A 20,157-nucleotide genomic window follows, 5' to 3' on the forward strand; every position below is an offset into this window, starting at 1 on the left:
TAGATAATTATGATGCGTGGAATGGGCAATATGCAAGGCATGATGAAACAAGTACAAAAAATGCAAAAAGAAATGGCAGAAGCACAAGAGCTGCTAAATAAAATAGAGTTTACAGGTAAAGCCACCAATGAATTGGTCAAAGCGGTTTTTACAGGCGATCGTCGCATGAAAGATATCCAAATCAATGAAGAAGTCGTTGATCCTGATGATATCGAGATGCTTCAGGATCTTGTCGTAATGGCAGTCAATGATGCGATCGCACAAATTGATGTGGAAACTGAGAAAAAATTAGGGAAATACGCAAAAGGTTTGCCAGGATTTTAGTTTTAAACTGAAGGAGTAATGAATATGCAATATCCAGAACCAATTGCGAAACTGATCGACAGCTACATGAAACTTCCAGGAATCGGTCAGAAAACAGCGACAAGACTCGCCTTTTATACGATCGATATGAAAGATGAAGTAGTAAATGAATTTGCTAAATCTTTGTTAAGTGTAAAACGCGATTTGCATTTTTGTAGTATCTGCGGAAACATCACAGAAGAAGATCCCTGCGAAATATGTAGAAATCCTTCACGTGATCGAAGCGTTATCCTAGTGGTCGAAGAGCCGAAAGATGTAATGGCAATGGAAAAAATGCGAGAATATCACGGACTTTATCATGTTCTCCATGGTGTGTTATCACCGATGGAAGGGACAGGTCCAGAAGACATCAATATTTCTTCTCTGTTGCAGCGGCTGCATGATGCAGATGTAAAAGAAGTGATTATCGCAACAAATGCAACAACAGAGGGAGAAGCAACAGCTATGTATCTCTCACGTCTGATCAAACCCGCAGGTATCAAAGTGACTCGTCTAGCACATGGTCTGTCTGTAGGTTCTGATATCGAGTATGCAGATGAAGTTACTTTATTGAAAGCTGTCGAAGGAAGACGTGAGTTATAAATTTCTAATTAAGTGTTTTTTCAGATACAATATAAAAGCAGCACAAGAGATGGGGGCAACAATGTGAACGGACTATTTATTACAATCGAGGGGCCTGATGGTGCAGGAAAAACCAGCATCTTGAATGAACTTTACCCTCTTTTGAAAGAAGTAGCAAAAACAGAAATCATTCAAACAAGAGAACCAGGAGGCATTCCGATTGCTGAAGAGATCCGAGCAGTGATCCTTGATCCAAAAAATGATCGGATGGATGAACGTACGGAAGCACTGCTTTATGCAGCGGCAAGAAGACAACATCTAGTCGAAAAGGTTCTGCCTGCTCTGGCAAAAGGGAAAATCGTTTTATGCGATAGATTTGTCGACAGTTCTCTTGCTTATCAAGGTGCAGGCCGACGCATCGGCGTTACCGAGATTGCTCGGTTGAATGAGTTTGCTACAGAAGGTACTACGCCGGATTTTACCCTTTATCTTGACGTAGATTCAGACACCGGATTAAGAAGAATCAAGAAAAACAGACAAAATCAAATCGACCGTTTAGATTCAGAAGGTTTGGAATTCCACCAGCGTGTACGTCATGCTTACTTAAAGCTGGCAGAAGAGAATCCGGAAAGAATCCACAAAGTTGATGCAAGAAAAAGCTTTGAAGAAGTGCTGCAAACAAGTTATCATACAATTATTGAACAGTATCCGCAATTTTTTGAAAACTAGGAAGGTGAACGTTTATGAAAATTATTTTAGCGATTATCCAAGACAAAGACAGCAACCGTTTATCAAATGAATTGATTGATGCAAATATCCGTGCCACAAAACTATCATCGACAGGCGGCTTCCTTAAGGCTGGAAACAGTACGTTTATCGTGGGTATTGAAGATGACCGTGTAGAAGAAGCATTGGAAATCATCAAAAAAACGTGTGAATCAAGAAAGCAATTTGTATCTACACCTGTTACACTGGATATTTCGATGGATGGGGGCGTCCCTTATCCAGTAGAAGTAGAAGTAGGCGGTGCCACAGTCTTCGTCTTACCTGTTGAAGGATTCCATCAATTTTAGGAGGAGCTGAGCTATGAATCAAGAAATAAACTTGGCTCAAATGCAACCGATCGTGTATCAGCAGCTTCAACGGAGTTTTGAGCATGGGCGTATCGCTCATGCTTATCTTTTTGAAGGGGAGAAAGGAACAGGAAAACATGAAGTAGGTATATGGCTTGCACAGCACCTGTTCTGTACCCAAATGAAAGACAATCTGCCTTGTGGAAAATGCAACAATTGTCAGCGGATCGAAAAGAAAGAACATCCAGATGTTTTGGTTATTGAACCGGAAGGACAAACCATCAAAGTCGATCAGATCAGACGTTTGCAGACGGAATTCAGTCGCAGCGGTTACGAATCAAGAAAAAAAGTTTTTTTGATCAAAGAAGCTGAAAAAATGAATAGCAGTGCGGCAAACAGTTTGTTGAAATTCTTGGAAGAGCCCCCTGGAGATTTTTTAGCGGTGTTAGAAACAGATGCAGTAGGAAGAATTCTCCCTACTATTCAATCTCGTTGTCAAGTTCTGCATTTTCAAGAACTTTCGAAAGAAGCACTGATCCATCGATTGCAAGAAGAGCAGATTCCATTGGAAAAAGCAAAACTTTTGGCTTTCTTAACAAACAGTTTAGGAAAAGCAGTTGAAATCTCTCAAGATGAATGGTTTAATGATGCTAAGGACTTGATTTATCAATGGTTCGTTTACTTGCAAAAGCAAGATACTCAAGCCTTTATCTATGTCCAAAAAAAATTGGTAAAATCATTTAAAGAAAAAACACAACAGTTTACAGGATTATCTGTCTTGATGTTTTATTATCAGGAAGCACAGCGTCAAGCAGTAGCAAACGGCGAATATGGCAAAGTGAAACAGATAAACCAGATAATTGAACGGATATTGATCGCAGAGCAGAAACTACGCAGCAATGTCAGTTTTCAGGCTGTTGCGGAACAGTTCGTTTTGCATACGATTTTTTAGCTTGCCGTAAAGGATGATGATCAAGGAGGATGGAAATGGTAGAAGTAGTAGGTGTCCGATATAGAGATGCAGGTCATATCTATTATTTTGCACCAGGAGACTCTGAATATGTTTATAATGACAAGGTATTAGTCGAATCTCAGCAATCCTTACATATTGCTACTGTTGTCCTTCCTAAAAAAGAGATTGATCCCAATGACCTTCCTGAAGCTATCCGTCCGATCTTGCATAAAGCGTCACAAGCTGAATTAGAAAAAGACAAAAAAAACAAAAAAGATGCTTATGATGCATTGAAAATCGCAAAAGAAAAAGTGCAGTTGCGTGAGTTGGAAATGAAAATGGTCAAAGCCGAATACACATTTGATCGAAATAAATTGATTTTTTCTTTCACGGCGGACGGGCGAATTGACTTTAGAGAATTGGTAAAAGATCTGGCCACTGTATTTCGTACTCGTATTGAGCTTCGACAAATTGGTGTCCGCGATGAAGCAAAGATAATAGGCGGAATTGGTCCATGTGGGCGTCCATTATGCTGTTCTTCTTTTTTAGGCGATTTCGTGCCTGTATCAATCAAAATGGCAAAAGATCAAAGTTTATCTTTGAATCCAACAAAAATTTCCGGTTTATGCGGACGCTTGATGTGCTGTCTGCAATATGAGAGCGAAGAATACGAGACAGCGAAAAAAGAACTCCCTGACTTTGGAAAAGTAATTGCTACACCTGATGGTAAAGGGAAAGTCGTAGGGTTGAATCTGCTTAGCCGTATCGTTAGTATTCGGCTGACTGGACGGGAAAATCCTGTCGAATATGAATGGGATGAATTGAAAGAATTTATCCAAGTAGGTGAGATGAATGGATAAGAGATCATTATACGACGGATTGAATCAATTAGAATCAGAGTTGAGAAATACATTAACAGAACTTGTTGAAATGAAGCATGCTTTGCATGAGATCGTAGAAAAAAATACAACTTTGGAGATGGAAAATCAACGTCTGCGGGAACACCTGCGGGAATTGAACCAAGTTGCACAAGCTCCAGCTGAAAATGTGAAGCAGGAACTTTCTAAGTCTCGTATGAATCTTGAAAAAATTTATGAAGAAGGATTCCATGTCTGCTACGATTTATATGGATCAAGAAGGGACAATGACGAGCCTTGTGCGTTTTGTCTAGAAGTGATCTATCGCGAAAGCGGTCGATGACCAATAACAAGAGGAGACTGGAGCGGAGAAATACTGCTCCAGTCTTTTTATTAAGGAGATTGTGACAGATGTATAATCAAAAAAGTTTCAAGGGAAATCCGGTATATGGGGATTTATATCTTGTACCGACGCCAATTGGAAATTTAGAAGATATGAGCTACAGAAGTGTTCGTATGCTGCAAGAATCCGATCTTATCGCAAGTGAGGATACGCGTAATACACAAAAGTTATTGAATCATTTTGAAATCCATACACCCCAAAAAAGTTTACATGAACATAATTATAAAGAACGTGTCCCTCAATTGATTGCTTTGTTAAAAGAAGGAAAAACGATTGCTCAAGTCAGTGACGCAGGAATGCCTTCCATCAGCGATCCTGGACATGAGCTAGTTTTAGCCTGCATAAAAGAAGGGATTTCTGTGATCTCTATTCCAGGACCTACAGCTGGGATGACGGCTTTGATTGCTTCAGGGCTAATGCCTCAACCATTTTTATTTTATGGCTTCCTTCCACGTAAGAAAAAAGAACAGAAAGAAACATTGAAAAAGCTAAAAGAACAGACAGCTACGCTGATTTTTTATGAGTCACCTTATCGGATCACTGCTACATTGACGAATTTCTTAGAAATTTTTGGAAATCGCCAAGTCGTTTTGTGTCGGGAATTGACAAAGGTCCATGAAGAATACCTTAGAGGAAGTACGGAAGAGCTACTCGCTTATATCGAAGAACATCCAGTAAAGGGTGAATGTTGTCTGCTTGTAGAAGGGAATTTGTTCGAAACGCCAGTGACGGAAGTTGATGAAGAGTTGGGAACGTTAAAGGAACAAGTAGAAGCAAAGATCGCTTCAGGCGAAAAACCAAATGCTGCTATCAAAGCAGTAGCGCTGAAAAATGGGCTGAAAAAACAAGAAGTCTACCGTCAGTACCATGAATTAGACTGAGATAGTATAAGTTGTCTATAATGAAAGACTAATGGGGAAATCAGCTACTAACTTTTCAAATCTCTTGAACGCGAACGAATGTTCTTGTATAATAAATAAGAGGTGAGGATGATGGAGCTGCAATTTCCTTTACATAATGATACATCAAGAAAAATCATTCATATTGATATGGATGCTTTTTTCGCTTCGGTTGAAGAACGAGATCATCCTGAGTTTCGCGGACATCCATTAGTAATTGCCAGACACCCCAGTGACACTGGTGGGCGTGGAGTAGTGACTACAGCAAATTATGAAGCAAGAAAATTCGGAATTCATTCAGCAATGAGTGCACAAAAAGCGTATGAGCTTTGTCCGCAAGCCATCTTTAAGCCTGGCGACCATCATAAATACAGCGATATTTCCAAACAAGTACGGGAAGTATTCTATCGTTATACAGATATTGTGGAACCAGTTAGTATCGATGAAGCGTATCTTGATGTGACCGAAAATAAAATCAATTGCAAGTCAGCCATCAAAATCGCCCGAATGATCCAAGCAGATATTTGGGAGAGTGTCCAGCTAACATGTTCTGCGGGAGTAAGTTACAATAAGTTTTTGGCCAAATTAGCATCAGACTATCAAAAACCTAGAGGAATCACGGTAGTTGCCCCTCAAGACGCTGTGCCATTTTTAAAAGCTTTGCCAATTGAAAAATTTCATGGGGTAGGGAAGAAAACTGTACCTAGAATGCATGAGCTAGGGATTTATACAGGAAAAGACCTATATGAATGCACAGAAATGATGTTGATTCGAAATTTTGGAAAAATGGGCTATTCTCTTTATCGTAAAGTCAGAGGAATCCATGATTCTCCAGTAAACGTTACAAGAGAGCGAAAATCTGTGGGAAAAGAGCATACTTATGGGCAGCCGTTGCAAACGGAAGAAGCAGTGCTGACTCAGTTGCGCCAACTAGCTGAAAAAGTAGAAGAAGCACTGAGAAGAGTCCAAAAACATGGGAAAACAGTAGTTTTGAAGGTCAGGTACACGGACTATTCTACTGTGACCAAAAGAGTGACATTGCCAGAATATATCTATAAAAAAGAAGCACTCTTTTATCAAGCAAGCCTTATATGGGAGGAAGTCTTGGGAGTAGAAAAAGGGATCCGATTGTTAGGGATTACTTTGACGAATCTGGACCCGATGACTTATGAAAACATCGTCCTTCCATTATGGGAAAATCAAGAAATATAAAAACAGCTTTGAGAGTTGAAACCGGAAATCCGTTTTCTCTCCCAAAGCTGTTTTTATATTAAGTCTTGCTTTTTGATTTGTTCATAGGTTTCTGTTGCATCCGTACATTTTCCCCAAATCACAACTTGATTGGATTCTAAAGATTTTTGGACGTCAATGATCCGCTGGTTGCTACTTCCACGAAATTGTAGTTTTAGGTCACGTTTGCTTAAGTCAAAGCGTCCGTCAACAAGGATATCGATTTGCGAAAGGAGTTCTAATTTATCTTCTGAATCTTGTAGCAATTCATCAAAGGTATAGCCTGTCCATGACCAGATATCTTTTGTCGTACCGAACTCTTTTCGGATACGTCGTACGACTTGCAGACAAACATCTGTATTCAAAAAAGGCTCGCCACCAAGTAAAGTTAATCCTTGCACGTAATCGTTGCGCAAGTCAGAAATGATTTGTTCTTCTAATTCAGGTGTGAATGGTTTGCCATATCGGAAATTTTGTGCAGCTTTGTTGAAGCAGCCTTCGCAGGCAAATAAGCAGCCACTAACGTAAAGACTGTTGCGGACACCTTCACCATCGACAAAATTAAACGGTTTGTAGTCAGCAATATAGTTTTGGCTGTAGTCTTTTGCTAACCATTCTTTTGGTTTTGGATTTCTCATAAAAAAACTTCTTTCATTTAAGGTTCAAAGATATAGCTATTGAAGATAAAATCTACTCGACCACATAAATAAGAACAAACTGACCTAAATCCATTATTCAAGAAAGCTTGCTCTTATTTTGATAGAGGGCGTTCAAAGATACAAAGCCATCGAAAGAGGGTGGTGAAAAAAGACTTGTCATAGCCTCTTATTCTGAATAAACGGTGTTCAAAAGCTTGCATCTGCAGTAATAAGCCCAACTAAACGAAAAATATGAGGAGCTATTTTTGTTTAGCTGTTCTTATTACTTGATGCAGGACAGCTTTTTCACAACCTCATTTCATGTGTTTCACACGTGAGGAAATTTCTTTATGGCGGCCATGTACCATCGGACGAGCTTGCGGATTTCCTAAATAGCCACAAGTACGTTTGACTACATCACATGTTTTTGGATCATGATTTCCACATTCTGGACATTCGAATCCTCGTTCTGTCGGTTTGAAATCACCTTCGAAACCACATTGATAGCAATGATCGATTGGCGTATTCGTACCAAGATACCCGATTTTGTCATATGCAAAATCCCATACAGCTTCTAAAGCTTTCGGATTTTGTTGGAGCATAGGGTATTCACAGTAGTGGATGAATCCACCTGAACAATATTTTGGATAATCCTTCTCAAATTCCAATTTTTCAAATGGCGTTGGGTTTTTACGCACATCATAGTGGAAACTGTTTGTATAATATTCTTTATCTGTGATATTTTCGATGATGCCGAATTTTTCTGTATCCAAACGGCAGAAACGGTCAGTTAGACTTTCACTTGGAGTTGAATAGACACTGAAATGATAACCATATTCATCCCCCCATGCATCTGCATTAGCTTTTAATTCTTTGACGATATCAAGTGTGAAAGCTTTTGCTTCTGGGTTTGTTTCCCATTCGCCACCGAAGAAAGCTGAAGCAACTTCATACAATCCAATGTAGCCTAACGATACAGTAGCTCGACGGTTTTTGAATAATTCATTGACAGAATCGGTACGTGAAAGACGTTTCCCGAAAGCACCATACATATATAAAATTGGCGCATTTGCTGGAATGGCTTCTTTACAACGTTCTACACGATAGAGAAGCGCATCTTTCATGATTTCTAAGCGGTCAGACAGTAACTGCCAGAATTTATTCTGATCTCCTTTTGATTCGATCGCGATTCTTGGCAAATTCAATGTAACAACACCTAAATTCATTCGTCCGACATTTACTTCTTGACCATTTTCGTCTTTCCAACCTTGCAAGAATGAACGACAGCCCATAGGTACTTTGAAACTTCCAGTTAATTCAACGATTTTATCGTAATTCAGAATATCAGGATACATTCTTTTCGTTGCACATTCCAATGCTAGTTGTTTGATGTCGTAATTAGGATCTTCAGGGTTTAAGTTCACACCTTTTTTCAAAGTGAAGATCAGTTTAGGGAAGATAGCTGTCCGCTTTTCACTCCCTAATCCATTGATTCGAATCTGTAAAATTGCTTTTTGAATTTCTCTTTCAAACCAGTTTTCTCCTAGTCCAAATCCTAATGAAGTGAAAGGAGTTTGTCCATTTGAAGTAAATAAGGTATTGATTTCATATTCCAAACTTTGCATAGCATCGAAGATATCTTTTTTGGTTTTTGCTTTTGCATATTCTTTTTGTCGTTCTGGCGAATCGATCCATTCTTCCGCATCTTTTAGATGTTTTTTATAGTTCAATTCTGCAAAAGGAGCAAGCAATTCATCTGTTCGGTCGGCAGAACAGCCACCATATTGACTTGACGCTACATTGGCAATAATCTGTGAGATTTGTGCTGTGGCGGTCTGGATAGATTTTGGCGATTCGACTTCGGCATTGCCGATTTTGAAACCATTGTTCAGCATGCCTTTGAAATCAATCAAGCAGCAATTCGTCATCGGTGTATAAGGATGATAATCCAAATCATGGTAATGGATATCGCCTTTTTGATGCGCATTTGCTATATGTGGTGGCAACATTTTCAGTCCGATTGATTTTCCAACGATCCCGGCTGTCAGATCTCGCTGTGTATTGAAAACATTACTGTCTTTATTTGCGTTTTCGTTCACGACAGTTTGGTCCTTGTTGATTAGCTTTTCAATCGAAAAGTTGATATCTGTTGCTTTACTGCGAGCAAAATCTCGTTTGGTACGATAATTGATGTACTCTTCTGCTAATTCATATTCGTTTTTTTCTAGTAATATATGTTCCACGATGTTTTGAATCTCATAGATTTTGACATTTTCAGCAAACCGGCTTTTGATTTCTTGGACAACCAAGTCTGCAATCATTTGAATTTTTTCGTAAGTAAGTGGTGATAATGAGCCGTGAATTTTCTTTTCTGCTTTGATCAGTGCTTCATTGATCTTTTGTTCATCGAAATCAACATGGCGGCCATCGCGTTTGATGACTTTCATCTGGGATGTCTCTGGCTGCTGAGTAACGACAGTTTTTTCTTCATAATTTACTTTCATTATCTTCAACTCCTGCTAAATTGTTCTTGTCTATCATAAAACAAAATCTGGGAAGGAGCAACTAAATATCGGCTATATATAGTATTCAATGTGCTGTATAATTGGATTTCTATACTATATGTAGTGTATATTTTATTGTGAAAAAAGGTGAAAACTTGTAGCTGGTGGATTTGTTTTTTGCATATTTAATTTTGCTGAATAAAATAATTGAATAAAATTTTTTATTCAGTCCAAGTAAAAGTGACAAAAACATAAGAGCAAATTATTCGTAGATATGCTACTATGCAAATAAATAGAAATGAAAAATGAAAGAGGAGGAGAAGAATTGGAAAAGATGATCGAAGTGAAACATCTAAGTAAAAGCTACGGCAGCAAACTTTCTCCCGTCAAAGCCTTAGATAATATCTCATTCACAGTAGAAGAAGGCGAGTTTGTTGGGATTATGGGCCCAAGTGGTGCAGGAAAGACAACGCTGATGAATATCTTGTCCACGATCAATTTGCCTACGATGGGCAGTGTCTCGATCCAAGGAAAAGAAATCACAAAAATGAAAAATAGTGAGCTCAGTGACTTTCGTCGAAAAAAACTAGGATTCATTTTTCAAGAGTTCAATTTGATCGATACCCTAAATGCAAAAGACAATATCCTATTGCCCCTAGCAGTTGAACGGATGACTAAAGAGGAAATGGAAAAGAGAGTAAGACATGTAGCTCAATTGTTGAATATAGAAGAACTGCTCAAACGGTATCCCGATGAACTTTCTGTCGGACAGAGACAACGAATTGCAGCTGCTAGAGCACTTGTTGTTCAGCCGCAAGTGATTTTTGCAGATGAACCAACTGGCTCTTTGGACTCGAAGTCGGCTACAGAATTGTTGAACTACTTGAAGACCATGAATCAAAAAGAAAAAGCAACGATACTGTTAGTCACCCATGATCCATATACAGCAAGCTACTGCGATAGAATTTTATTTATTAAAGATGGTGTGATTTTTTCTGAAGTTGTCAGAAGAGGGACAAGAAGAGAGTTCTTTGAGAAAGTAATAGACATGCAGGCGACGATTGGCGGAGGAGGAAAAATGAATGCTGTATAAACTAGCCGTTAAAAGTTTTTTTCGGCAGTCACGAGGCTATCTTGTTTATTTTTTCAGTTTGACTTTATCCGTAATGATCTATTATTCCTTCAGCGCAATGACCTACGATCAATCTTTAGTCAGAAGAGCAAGTCAAGATACTTCGATAGATGGTGGATTGAGTTTTGGCGGATTTATCATTACTGTTGTTTTGCTTTTTTTCGTATTCAGTGCCAACCGATTTTTCTTGAATAGAAGGCAAAAGGAAATAGGCATCTATCAGCTTTTTGGTATGAATAAACTGCAGATATCAGGTATATATGTGTTAGAAATCATGATAATTGGATTGTTCGCCTGCATTTCTGGGATATTACTCGGTATTATTTTTTCCAAACTCTTTTCAATGATTTTGGTTCGAATGATGGATATGGATCTTACTAGTCCATTTTTTATCTCCATTTCATCAGTAGTAGATACTTTATTTGCTTTTTTCATCATCCTTTTAGCAGTATCTGTATATTCAATATGGAAAATATGGCGCTATCCAATGATTCGAAGTTTTGGAGAAAAAGAACAAGCAGATAGTTCAACAATGCGCTTCAGGACAAGGCACCGATTACTCGCAGTCATCGGGTTACTGCTTTTAACGAGCGGATATTTTGGAGCTAGTCATTTTAGGGAAATCACTTCATGGATGATCAGTTATCATTATCTTGATACATTAGTTTTCTTTTTTCCTTTTTTAATTTTTTTCGTTTGTGTGGTCGGTACTTATTTGTTTTTCTGTTATACATTTCGGTTATTTTTGATCATATTGAGTAAATGGAAGATTTATTACTATGGTATCAATTTTTTGATAATGGGTAACACGCAAGTTCATTTGCTCAAAAGTTGGCGTACAAATTCTCTGATTACAGTCATTCTCGGAATTTCTTTAATGACAATTGGCGGCACGGCTAGTATCTCTACTATTTTATCCTACCAGGAGAAAGTTTCCTCCCCGATGGACTATCAGTTTGATGTTGAGACAGAGAAAAAAATCAAGCCGATTCTAGCAGAGGAAGGGCAGAAGATAACTAAAGAAATCACCTTGCATTATAAAGTCATTGGGAGTATCTATAGTCAAAATCTCGAAGAACCTATGTTTCAAACTGCTAATCTGATCACAGAAACACAATATCAAGCCTTCAGAAAAGTTAATCCAGATTTGCCGAACATTTCTTTGAAATCACCTGGTCATACTGTTTTGCTTGATCAAATGCAAACTCTTTTTCGGAATATTTCATTATATGGATCTAGTATTGGACTGCCAGATAATCAAGAATTGAAGATTCAACAAATGCTTCCAAGTGTATTAGGTGACGAAACAATGGTATATCTAAGTCCTGTACTGATTGTAGATGATACCGTTTTTGAAAAAGCAAAAGGTGTGGATTATCAAGTAGTCAATGTAGATGTATCAGGTGGAAATAATGAAAAAATAGATGAACGACTGAGCAATGACCTGTCGATAAAGTGGCTCAATGCTGTTTATTATTCTTATGATATCGTAAATGGAAGTCTACAAGGAGAAATTAGCACAAAGAAACTTCCGGATGACCAAATGAAGGAAGCACAATTTAGCCAAGAAAGCTCTCGTTTGAATTTCTCTTCTAGCTATTCGAAATTGCGTGCAGTCAATCGGCGAATCGGTATCAATATTTTTGTCACACTATTTGTCGGGATGATCGTGATTATTGCTACTGGTAGTATTTTGACAGTCCGGCAATTAGCAGAAGCAGAGGAAGAAAAAGAAAATTATCACCTATTGACTAAGCTGGGGATTCCACAAAGAAGGATCAGACGGATGATCTTCGAGCAAAACGCACTTACCTTCTTTCCACCCATGATATTAGGGATCACTCACGCAGTATTTGCAATCAATGTCTTCACTCAGTATATAAAAACTGCCGATTACTGGTTGGCTTATCTTGTGAGTGGCTTATTGATCCTTATCTATCTTTTGCTTTATGTCATTACGAGTCAGTTATATTGTCGGATTATCGAGGAATGATATACGGAATAAGACAAGATAATAAATAGAACTAAATTTTGAATACCATTTATTTGGAATAAGAGGTTGTGACACGATTTTTGTCACAACCTCTTTATTTTTTATATTTTTTAAAAGTACGAGAAATTATAAAGAAAAAAGCAGTGATTTGATGTGCTATTTTTATAAAAGCTATGTGACAAAACTGTTAGTAAAAAAACGGTTTCTGTAAGCTAGACACATGTTTCTTTTTGTCAAAATTAGTTACACTTTGTGTGAGGTTATATGAGGAGGGAATCCAATGAACAAATGGCGCTCTAATCCAAAATTGAATTATTGGGGAAAATTCATCATTCGAACAATTTTTTATAGTGCAGTACTGCTGTTCCTGATTTATCTGTATCACTATAAAAATATTCAAGGAGGAACTTTTATCTATAACGAATTTTAGGAGGAAGAGTATGGAAATCAAAACGATTATTGAAGCAATCGATGATTGGGGAATAAATGAACCTGATCGAGTTGCTTATCAGGCGGATGAGACGCATACTTTTGGTGAATTGAAACAAGCATCAGACGCACTTGCTTATTATTTAGAAAAAAAGGTAGAAGGTGATGGACCAATTGTCGTTTTTGGCAATTTGGAGTTTGAAATGATTGTCTCATTTCTAGGGGTTGTCAAATCTGGCCATGCCTATTTGCCGATTGAAGAGCATACACCCAAGGAGCGTATCCTGTCGATCTTTCGGGTGGCTAAACCATCTATGGTCATCAGTATCGGGGACTGGATAGAAGATATTCCTTCGGTTCCTGTCATAACAAAAAAAGAATTTCAAGAAATCAAGAAGATACCAGTAGGATTTTATCCCAGAAATAGCGTAAAAGGTACAGAAAATTTTTATATTATTTTTACTTCTGGTACTACTGGAGAACCAAAAGGCGTACAAATCAGTCATGATAATCTAGTCAGCTTTGTTCAATGGACGATGGAAGACTTTGGGATCAAGCCTGGTATGCATTTCTTAGCCCAAGCGCCATTTTCTTTTGATTTATCGGTATTTTCTATTTATCCTGCATTAGTTTCTGGCGGAATGCTGAAGCCGTTAAATAAAGCAGTTGTTCAAGACTTTCGTCAATTATTCGCGACATTGCCAGCCTTGAAGTTGAATGTGTGGGTTTCTACTCCATCATTTATGGATATTTGCTTGATGGAACCTACATTCAATGGAGAAAATGTGCCGGAATTGGACATGTTTTTATTTTGCGGAGAAGAATTGACGAAAAAAACTGCAGAAAGTCTACTTGATCGATTCCCAAATGCACGGATATATAATACTTACGGTCCAACAGAAGCAACTGTAGCTATTTCAAGTATTCAGATTGACCAGCATGTACTAGATAGTTATGACCGACTACCGATTGGCTACGTAAAAAAAGACACGAAAGTTTCTATTGTCCAAGAAGGCAAACCTGTTTCAAAAGGAGAAACGGGTGAAATCATTATTGCAGGACCAAGCGTATCAAAAGGCTACCTGAACAATCCCGAAAAGACAGCTGCTGCGTTCTTTTGTCAAAATGACTTAGCAAGTTACCATACAGGGGATGCAGGTAGACTAGATGAAGATGGGCTTTTATTTTATGAAGGACGTATGGATCAGCAGGTCAAATTACATGGATACCGGATTGAACTCGGGGATATCGAACATTATCTGCTCCAAGACAACCGAATCAAACAAGCTGTCGTCGTACCAAAATACCAAGGAACAAAAGTACAGCAGCTGGTTGCTTTTGTCGTATTAGAAAACAAAACGAAACAGCCGGATTTTCAGTTGACTAAATCTATCAAAGAACAATTACTAGAAGTTGTGATGGATTATATGATTCCTCAGAAGTTCCATTATGTCGATCTGCTGCCTCAGACAGTTAATGGAAAAATCGATCGAAAAAAATTAACAGCTGAGGTGAATCCTGAATGATGTTACCTCATATGATCCCTTATGCAGAGCCGTTTTATTTTTTTCTTTTAGCCATTGCGCTTGTACCGATCGTTCTATCTTTATTGATATGGGAAAAAAGATTACCAGTTTATCAATCAGCAGTGACACTTTTCTTTTTATTTGTCAGCTTTGGAGGTAATTATTGGCAACAGGGAGCGGCGCTGATTGGGTATGTTTTGTGGCAGACGATACTTGTATGGGGCTATTTTGTTTATCGGCAAAGGAAAAATCAGACAGGATGTTTTTTTGCCGCCGTTATTTTAGCGATAATTCCACTGTTTTTAACGAAAGTGACTCCTTTTTTTGAACATGGAAAAGCATCGTTACTTGGTTTTTTAGGAATCTCTTATTTAACCTTTAAATCTGTACAAATGATCATGGAAATAAGAGATGGCATGATCAAAACATATAAGCCATTTCGTTATATCCAGTTTCTGCTGTTCTTTCCAACAATCTCTTCTGGACCAATCGATCGCTATAGGAGATTTGAAAAAGATCAGCTCCATCCGCCTGTTCGTGATAAATATGTTGATCTTTTGGGAAAAGGCGTCCAAAATATTTTTGTAGGTTTTTTATATAAATTCATTATCGGTTATTATTTTGGTCAAGTACTGCTTCCTGTAGTGGGACGCATTGCCTTACAGCATGGTGGTATTTCATGGGCATTAGTAGGTTATATGTACGTGTACAGTATGTATTTGTTTTTTGATTTTGCTGGCTATAGCTTATTTGCAGTCGGTACAAGCTACATGATGGGGTATCAGACACCAATCAATTTCAATAAACCTTTTTTATCATGGAATATCAAAGAATTCTGGAATCGTTGGCATATGACGCTGTCCTTTTGGTTCCGTGATTATGTATATATGCGATTGATGTTCTTCATGATGAAGAAAAAATTTTTTAAAAGCAAGATCGTAATGTCAAATATCGGTTATTTTGCTTTGTTTCTTCTAATGGGTATATGGCATGGATTGACGTGGTACTACATCGTATATGGACTGTATCATGCTTGTCTGATCTGTCTGACAGATGCATGGATCCGATTTAAGAAGAAGCATAAAGAGCAGTTGCCTTCTAACAAATTTACGCATGGCTTAGCCGTATTTTTGACATTTCAAGCAGTATGTTTTAGCTTCCTGATTTTTTCAGGATTTTTAGATAAACTTTTTTTTAGCTAACGAATAGTGACATATTAATTTATATAACAAAGGAGAAAAGGAAAATGGAAGAACAAATTTTATCAATCTTAGAAGAAATAACAGGAACAGATGAAGTAAGAAAAAATCGTGATATTGATCTATTTGATGAAGGGTTGCTTGATTCTTTAGCATCTGTTCAATTATTAGTCGAGCTAGACGGAGAGCTGGATATCCAAGTCCCTGTATCTGAATTCGAGCGAGAGGATTGGAGCACACCGAATAAAATCATTCAACAAGCAACTGCATTGAAGGGTTGAGTATGAAAAAGAAACTTTTTGCTATTTTCGGCCCGGTTGTTTTAGCTGTTGGCTTACTGTTTGTGTTTTTTACCTCCTCCTATCAAGTAGATATCTCTAATCCAGAAACGATTAGACGTGCCTCTTCTTCCATGTCAGTGAACGTGTTGAAAGGAGATGCGATAAAAAATTATGCATTATCTGAAAAACAATATATTCCTTTTTTTGGCTCAAGTGAATTAAGCAGAATCAGTCCATTTCATCCGTCTGTTCTGGCAGAAAAATACCAGCGAAACTATCGTCCATTTTTGCTGGGAGCACCCGGGACACAATCGTTAAGCCAATATATGATGATGCGTTCTGCAGGAGATGCTATGAAAAACAAGAAAGTGGTCTTTATTATTTCTCCTCAGTGGTTCGTTAAAAATGGTGTAAAAACTGATTACTTTAATACGTATTATTCTGAACTTCAAACATACGACTGGTTGTTTTCAATGAAGAAAGTAACGCCTGCTGATCGCTATTTAGCTAGAAGATTATTAACTTTCTCAAAAGTAAAAGAGAATGATACGTTGACGGCGATTCTGCAAACGATCAAAAAAGGGAAGCTACCTTTACCTGAATCTTTGAATCAGCTGCGCAGCCAATGGAACATGCTGAAGAGAGAGGATGAAGTATTCAGCAATATTGGGTTGAAAGATCGACAGCAAAAAATCGATCATGAGTCAAAACGATTACCAAAACAATACCAAGAAACAGAATTATCCATTTTAGCAAATCAAATTGGAGAACGAGAAACGACGAATAATCCATTCGGGTTGAAAAACGATTTTTATACGCATCGTATCCGAGCCCACGAGCCAGAGCTCAAACAGTCACAAAAAAATTGGGATTATCGTTTTTCGCCAGAATTTTCTGATTTTCAGCTGGTCTTGGATCAATTAGCAAAAAACCATAACGAAGTATTGTTCATCATCCCACCGGTTAACGAGAAATGGAGCGATTATACCGGACTATCTCAAGAAATGTTACAAGGATTTGCCAAAAAGATCAAATTTCAATTAAATAGCCAAGGATTCAATCGAATAGCTGATTTTGTCAATCAAGCGGGTACCAACTATTTTATGGAAGACACGATCCATCTAGGCTGGAAAGGCTGGTTGGCTGCAGATCAACAGATCAGACCGTTTTTAGAAGAAAATCATATTACTGCTAGTAAGTATCATCTTGACGATGCTTTTTTTAGCAAATCTTGGCAACATCAAATACCAGATAAACTACAATTAAAATAAAGAAAACAGGCGAGTGTTGCTCGCTTGTTTTCTTTATTTTTGAATATTCTGAATAAAAGATAAAAATACCAAGTTTGCCTGAACAAAAATCATAAGCAATGGTATAATCACAATATGAATATAGAAATGGGGGAAAACATTTGGATACAAAAGAAGAACAGCTACTTATTGATTTAACTTCTGCAAAAGGAGTACCTGGAAATGAAGAAGAGGTAAGAGAAGTATTCAGAGAATATGCCAAACCATTCGCTGATGATATTTTTTATGACGGTTTAGGCAGTGTGATTGCCAAACATGGTGCTGGCGGAGGCCCCAAGGTCTTTATTTCTGGACATATGGACGAAGTTGGTTTTATGGTAACAAAAATAACCGAAAAAGGATTCTTGGAATTCCAAACTCTTGGAGGTTGGTGGGGGCAAGTCATGCTTGCTCAGCAAGTTGAAATCAAAACACGTGAAGGGAAAATCGTCCACGGTGTGATTGGTTCCAAACCACCACATGTTTTAACACCTCAAGTAAGAAATAAACCTTATGAAATAAAGGATATGTTCATTGATATTGGCGCATCAACCCAAGAAGAAGCCAAAGAGTGGGGCATACGTCCTGGAGATATGGTCACTCCATATATTGAATACAAACGAATGAATGGCAGTAAATATTTACTGGCAAAAGCATGGGATAATCGTATTGGGACAGCTGTTTCTCTGCGAGTATTAGAGAATCTATCTAAAGAAGCACACCCAAATGTTTTATTCGCAGGAAGCGATGTGCAAGAAGAAGTAGGCTTGCGAGGTGCTCGAACAAGTACACATCTTGTAAATCCCGATATTGCTTTTGCTTTAGATACTGGTACAGCAGGAGACACTCCAGGAATGACACCAAAAGAAGCAGATTCGATTTTAGGAAAAGGCCCACAGATTTTGATTTTTGATGCATCTATGATTCCGCATAAAAAATTATTGAATTTTGTTATTGATGTAGCAGAGGAAATGGATATTCCATTCCAATATACAGTGATTTCTGGCGGAGGAACTGATGCAGGACAAATGCATTTGACAAGAGATGGTGTTCCGTCTGTAGCCATTACCGTTCCTGTTCGTTATCTGCATTCCCATACATCAGTGATTCATGAAGATGATTATTTGAATACAGTGAAACTAGTCACAGAATTAGTGAAACGGCTTGATAGTGAAACAGTTGAAAAAATTCGGAGTTATGAATAATGAATAATAGAATACCTATTTCTGAATATCGGAAAAAAGCACGAGTTTCTTTGGAAAATCAATGGGGAATCAATACTTGGCTTGTTTTCTTATCTATAATATTTACGAGCGTCATCCAGAACTTTTTTGACGGTTTCAGTCCTTTTCCGGAAGAAAGCATGCAGCAGCACTTATTGAGTTTTCTAGTCGATAATTTACTTTTATTCGCATTCAACTATGCATTGTTTTACATTGCGCTAGTAGTTGTACGGGGTGGCAGACCAAAAAGTAACCTTTTATTTTCAGTTTTCCAAAGAAAGTATTTTGGTTCGATACTTGGCATCAATTTGATCAATTAAGTCATCAACTGGCTACTCAACAGTTTAATCTTTCTGCCCATGTTTTTAATCAGCGGAGTGAGTACTTATATGCAGCTGCTTTTCAGTTCAAATGCGGTACCTACGGGTGTCATGCCAGAAGATTTTCTTGATATCAGCTTTGTTTTATCGATGATAGGGATGATTTTTGTTTCAGCACTCATCATGAGTATTGTTGGCGGTTTATTCCAATTTGCTGCATGGACAAAGTTCGACTATCCTGATTTGTCGGTTATTCAATGTTTGAAATATGGCTGGTTTTTATTGAAAGATAGAATTGGTACGTATATTTTGTTGCAGCTGTCTTTTATCGGCTGGTATTTGCTAGGAGCAATCGCTTTGTTCATCGGTCTTTTGTGGGTCATTGTTTATGTGAATGTGTCAGTTGCAGAATTTTATGAACAAGCACGGATTGAAAAAGGAGGTCCAGACGCCTATTTTACTTAGCATGTAAGCAGTTTATTCATCAAAAAAATAACTTTTGTGGTAGGATAAATCTTTGAGGGGGAATGTACGATGAAATTAACTGTTTTAGGATGCTTAGGAGCGTATCCTTATAAAAATCAAGGGACAACAGGTTATTTGCTTCAATCTGACGAGTTCAATTTGTTGATCGATGCAGGTAGTGCTACGCTGATCAAATTACAAGAACACCTTGATCCACTTGATCTAGATGCTGTGATCCTTAGCCATTATCATCATGATCATATTGCTGACCTTGGTGTATTACAGTATTACTGGCAACTTCATCCTAAGAGAAATCCGGAGACATTGCTTTCAATTTATGGACACACAAAAGATTCCATTCACTTTGAAGAATTGACGATGGAAAATGTCTCAAAAGGACATCCTTATTTTGAAGCTGAAGAATTAAAAATTGGTCCTTTTCTGATTACTTTTATGGAAACAATCCATCCAGTAGTATGTTACGCCATGCGTATCGTAGAAGAAACAACGGGGAAAGTATTCGTATTTACAGGTGATTCAGGTTATTTGGAAAGTTTCGCTGATTTTGCGAAAGATGCTGATTTGTTTCTAGCAGATACCTATCTTTTTGAAGGAAATGAACATCATCATGCCCATTTCACTTCAAAAGAAGCTGGAGAACTTGCGAAATCAGCTAACGTAAAGAAACTTGTACTTACACACCTACCTCAGTTTGGTGATTTAGAACAATTGAAAAATGAAGCGCAAAAGGCAGCAGGCAAAGGAATTGATGTAGAACTTGCTGCAGTTGACAAAGTGTTTAACATTTAGGAGGAAGAAC

General features: G+C 37.9%; 20 protein-coding genes and 1 pseudogene. 19 read left to right on the forward strand and 2 right to left on the reverse strand.

Going from position 1 to position 20,157, the window contains the following annotated elements; genetic code table 11:
• Positions 1-9 precede the first annotated feature (9 nt).
• From OS139_RS05460 to dinB, 9 genes are all read left to right on the forward strand, one after another.
• The gene (locus OS139_RS05460; protein ID WP_002332105.1) at positions 10-324 is read left to right on the forward strand and encodes a YbaB/EbfC family nucleoid-associated protein; all 315 of its coding nucleotides are present in this window, start codon (positions 10-12) and stop codon (positions 322-324) included.
• A 24-nt stretch (positions 325-348) separates the two neighbouring features.
• Positions 349-945: a recombination mediator RecR gene (recR, locus tag OS139_RS05465; RefSeq protein WP_002296223.1), complete on the forward strand. Its 597-nt coding sequence runs from the start codon at positions 349-351 to the stop codon at positions 943-945.
• Positions 946-1,008: 63 nt separating this feature from the next.
• Positions 1,009-1,653, forward strand: a complete 645-nt coding sequence (gene tmk, locus OS139_RS05470; protein ID WP_002294039.1) for a dTMP kinase — start codon at positions 1,009-1,011, stop codon at positions 1,651-1,653.
• Positions 1,654-1,667: 14 nt separating this feature from the next.
• On the forward strand, positions 1,668-1,997 hold the full coding sequence (locus tag OS139_RS05475; protein WP_002292340.1) for a cyclic-di-AMP receptor: 330 nt from the start codon (positions 1,668-1,670) through the stop codon (positions 1,995-1,997).
• 13 nt (positions 1,998-2,010) lie between these two features.
• Complete coding sequence (gene holB, locus OS139_RS05480) at positions 2,011-2,949, forward strand: DNA polymerase III subunit delta' (RefSeq protein ID WP_002288071.1); 939 nt, start codon at positions 2,011-2,013, stop codon at positions 2,947-2,949.
• A 35-nt stretch (positions 2,950-2,984) separates the two neighbouring features.
• Positions 2,985-3,809, forward strand: coding sequence for a PSP1 domain-containing protein (locus OS139_RS05485; RefSeq protein ID WP_002332104.1), 825 nt, complete (start codon positions 2,985-2,987; stop codon positions 3,807-3,809).
• Complete coding sequence (locus tag OS139_RS05490; protein ID WP_002288076.1) at positions 3,802-4,149, forward strand: DNA replication initiation control protein YabA; 348 nt, start codon at positions 3,802-3,804, stop codon at positions 4,147-4,149. Before OS139_RS05485 ends, OS139_RS05490 begins: the two co-directional genes overlap by 8 nt.
• A gap of 68 nt (positions 4,150-4,217) precedes the next feature.
• On the forward strand, positions 4,218-5,090 hold the full coding sequence (gene rsmI / locus OS139_RS05495) for a 16S rRNA (cytidine(1402)-2'-O)-methyltransferase (protein ID WP_002298874.1): 873 nt from the start codon (positions 4,218-4,220) through the stop codon (positions 5,088-5,090).
• 108 nt (positions 5,091-5,198) lie between these two features.
• Positions 5,199-6,320, forward strand: a complete 1,122-nt coding sequence (gene dinB / locus OS139_RS05500) for a DNA polymerase IV (protein WP_002391657.1) — start codon at positions 5,199-5,201, stop codon at positions 6,318-6,320.
• 53 nt (positions 6,321-6,373) lie between these two features.
• Here dinB and nrdG read toward each other — a convergent pair whose 3' ends face one another.
• Together nrdG and nrdD are read right to left on the reverse strand one after the other, a co-directional pair.
• On the reverse strand, positions 6,374-6,976 hold the full coding sequence (gene nrdG / locus OS139_RS05505; RefSeq protein ID WP_002332102.1) for an anaerobic ribonucleoside-triphosphate reductase activating protein: 603 nt from the start codon (positions 6,974-6,976) through the stop codon (positions 6,374-6,376).
• Between the two features lie 314 nt (positions 6,977-7,290).
• Positions 7,291-9,480 (reverse strand): anaerobic ribonucleoside-triphosphate reductase, encoded by a 2,190-nt coding sequence (gene nrdD, locus OS139_RS05510; protein WP_002288083.1) that lies wholly within the window; start codon positions 9,478-9,480, stop codon positions 7,291-7,293.
• 325 nt (positions 9,481-9,805) lie between these two features.
• Between nrdD and OS139_RS05515 the strand changes: the two genes are divergently transcribed.
• From OS139_RS05515 to OS139_RS05560, 10 genes and pseudogenes are all read left to right on the forward strand, one after another.
• Positions 9,806-10,573 (forward strand): ABC transporter ATP-binding protein, encoded by a 768-nt coding sequence (locus tag OS139_RS05515; RefSeq protein WP_002304285.1) that lies wholly within the window; start codon positions 9,806-9,808, stop codon positions 10,571-10,573.
• A complete protein-coding gene (locus tag OS139_RS05520) occupies positions 10,563-12,605 on the forward strand; it encodes an ABC transporter permease (protein ID WP_325066828.1) in 2,043 nt (680 codons plus the stop codon). Before OS139_RS05515 ends, OS139_RS05520 begins: the two co-directional genes overlap by 11 nt.
• A 280-nt stretch (positions 12,606-12,885) precedes the next feature.
• On the forward strand, positions 12,886-13,035 hold the full coding sequence (locus OS139_RS05525) for a teichoic acid D-Ala incorporation-associated protein DltX (RefSeq protein WP_002288113.1): 150 nt from the start codon (positions 12,886-12,888) through the stop codon (positions 13,033-13,035).
• Between the two features lie 10 nt (positions 13,036-13,045).
• Entirely contained in the window at positions 13,046-14,560 is a 1,515-nt protein-coding gene (gene dltA / locus OS139_RS05530) for a D-alanine--poly(phosphoribitol) ligase subunit DltA (protein WP_002294033.1), read from the forward strand.
• The gene (gene dltB / locus OS139_RS05535; protein ID WP_002332099.1) at positions 14,557-15,762 is read left to right on the forward strand and encodes a D-alanyl-lipoteichoic acid biosynthesis protein DltB; all 1,206 of its coding nucleotides are present in this window, start codon (positions 14,557-14,559) and stop codon (positions 15,760-15,762) included. Before dltA ends, dltB begins: the two co-directional genes overlap by 4 nt.
• 44 nt (positions 15,763-15,806) lie before the next feature.
• A complete protein-coding gene (dltC, locus tag OS139_RS05540; protein WP_002288092.1) occupies positions 15,807-16,040 on the forward strand; it encodes a D-alanine--poly(phosphoribitol) ligase subunit DltC in 234 nt (77 codons plus the stop codon).
• Between the two features lie 2 nt (positions 16,041-16,042).
• Positions 16,043-17,311: a D-alanyl-lipoteichoic acid biosynthesis protein DltD gene (gene dltD, locus OS139_RS05545; protein ID WP_002288094.1), complete on the forward strand. Its 1,269-nt coding sequence runs from the start codon at positions 16,043-16,045 to the stop codon at positions 17,309-17,311.
• Positions 17,312-17,451: 140 nt separating this feature from the next.
• A complete protein-coding gene (locus tag OS139_RS05550) occupies positions 17,452-18,534 on the forward strand; it encodes a M42 family metallopeptidase (RefSeq protein WP_016628031.1) in 1,083 nt (360 codons plus the stop codon).
• Positions 18,534-19,337 (forward strand): annotated as a pseudogene (locus tag OS139_RS05555) (DUF975 family protein). The gene OS139_RS05550 and the pseudogene OS139_RS05555 overlap by 1 nt, the downstream one beginning before the upstream one ends.
• Positions 19,338-19,406: 69 nt before the next feature.
• On the forward strand, positions 19,407-20,147 hold the full coding sequence (locus OS139_RS05560; protein ID WP_002325456.1) for an MBL fold metallo-hydrolase: 741 nt from the start codon (positions 19,407-19,409) through the stop codon (positions 20,145-20,147).
• Positions 20,148-20,157: the final 10 nt, after the last annotated feature.

It is taken from the genome of Enterococcus sp. E4-223 (assembly GCF_035727065.1).
GTDB lineage: Bacteria > Bacillota > Bacilli > Lactobacillales > Enterococcaceae > Enterococcus_B > Enterococcus_B faecium.

Coding starts and splice junctions, on each gene's coding strand:
- OS139_RS05460 (WP_002332105.1), top strand. CDS start 10: ATGATGCGTGGAATGGGCAATATGCAAGGCATGATGAAACAAGTACAA.
- recR (WP_002296223.1), top strand. CDS start 349: ATGCAATATCCAGAACCAATTGCGAAACTGATCGACAGCTACATGAAA.
- OS139_RS05475 (WP_002292340.1), top strand. CDS start 1,668: ATGAAAATTATTTTAGCGATTATCCAAGACAAAGACAGCAACCGTTTA.
- holB (WP_002288071.1), top strand. CDS start 2,011: ATGAATCAAGAAATAAACTTGGCTCAAATGCAACCGATCGTGTATCAG.
- OS139_RS05485 (WP_002332104.1), top strand. CDS start 2,985: ATGGTAGAAGTAGTAGGTGTCCGATATAGAGATGCAGGTCATATCTAT.
- OS139_RS05490 (WP_002288076.1), top strand. CDS start 3,802: ATGGATAAGAGATCATTATACGACGGATTGAATCAATTAGAATCAGAG.
- rsmI (WP_002298874.1), top strand. CDS start 4,218: ATGTATAATCAAAAAAGTTTCAAGGGAAATCCGGTATATGGGGATTTA.
- dinB (WP_002391657.1), top strand. CDS start 5,199: ATGATGGAGCTGCAATTTCCTTTACATAATGATACATCAAGAAAAATC.
- nrdG (WP_002332102.1), bottom strand. CDS start 6,976: ATGAGAAATCCAAAACCAAAAGAATGGTTAGCAAAAGACTACAGCCAA.
- nrdD (WP_002288083.1), bottom strand. CDS start 9,480: ATGAAAGTAAATTATGAAGAAAAAACTGTCGTTACTCAGCAGCCAGAG.
- OS139_RS05520 (WP_325066828.1), top strand. CDS start 10,563: ATGCTGTATAAACTAGCCGTTAAAAGTTTTTTTCGGCAGTCACGAGGC.
- OS139_RS05525 (WP_002288113.1), top strand. CDS start 12,886: ATGAACAAATGGCGCTCTAATCCAAAATTGAATTATTGGGGAAAATTC.
- dltA (WP_002294033.1), top strand. CDS start 13,046: ATGGAAATCAAAACGATTATTGAAGCAATCGATGATTGGGGAATAAAT.
- dltB (WP_002332099.1), top strand. CDS start 14,557: ATGATGTTACCTCATATGATCCCTTATGCAGAGCCGTTTTATTTTTTT.
- dltC (WP_002288092.1), top strand. CDS start 15,807: ATGGAAGAACAAATTTTATCAATCTTAGAAGAAATAACAGGAACAGAT.
- dltD (WP_002288094.1), top strand. CDS start 16,043: ATGAAAAAGAAACTTTTTGCTATTTTCGGCCCGGTTGTTTTAGCTGTT.
- OS139_RS05560 (WP_002325456.1), top strand. CDS start 19,407: ATGAAATTAACTGTTTTAGGATGCTTAGGAGCGTATCCTTATAAAAAT.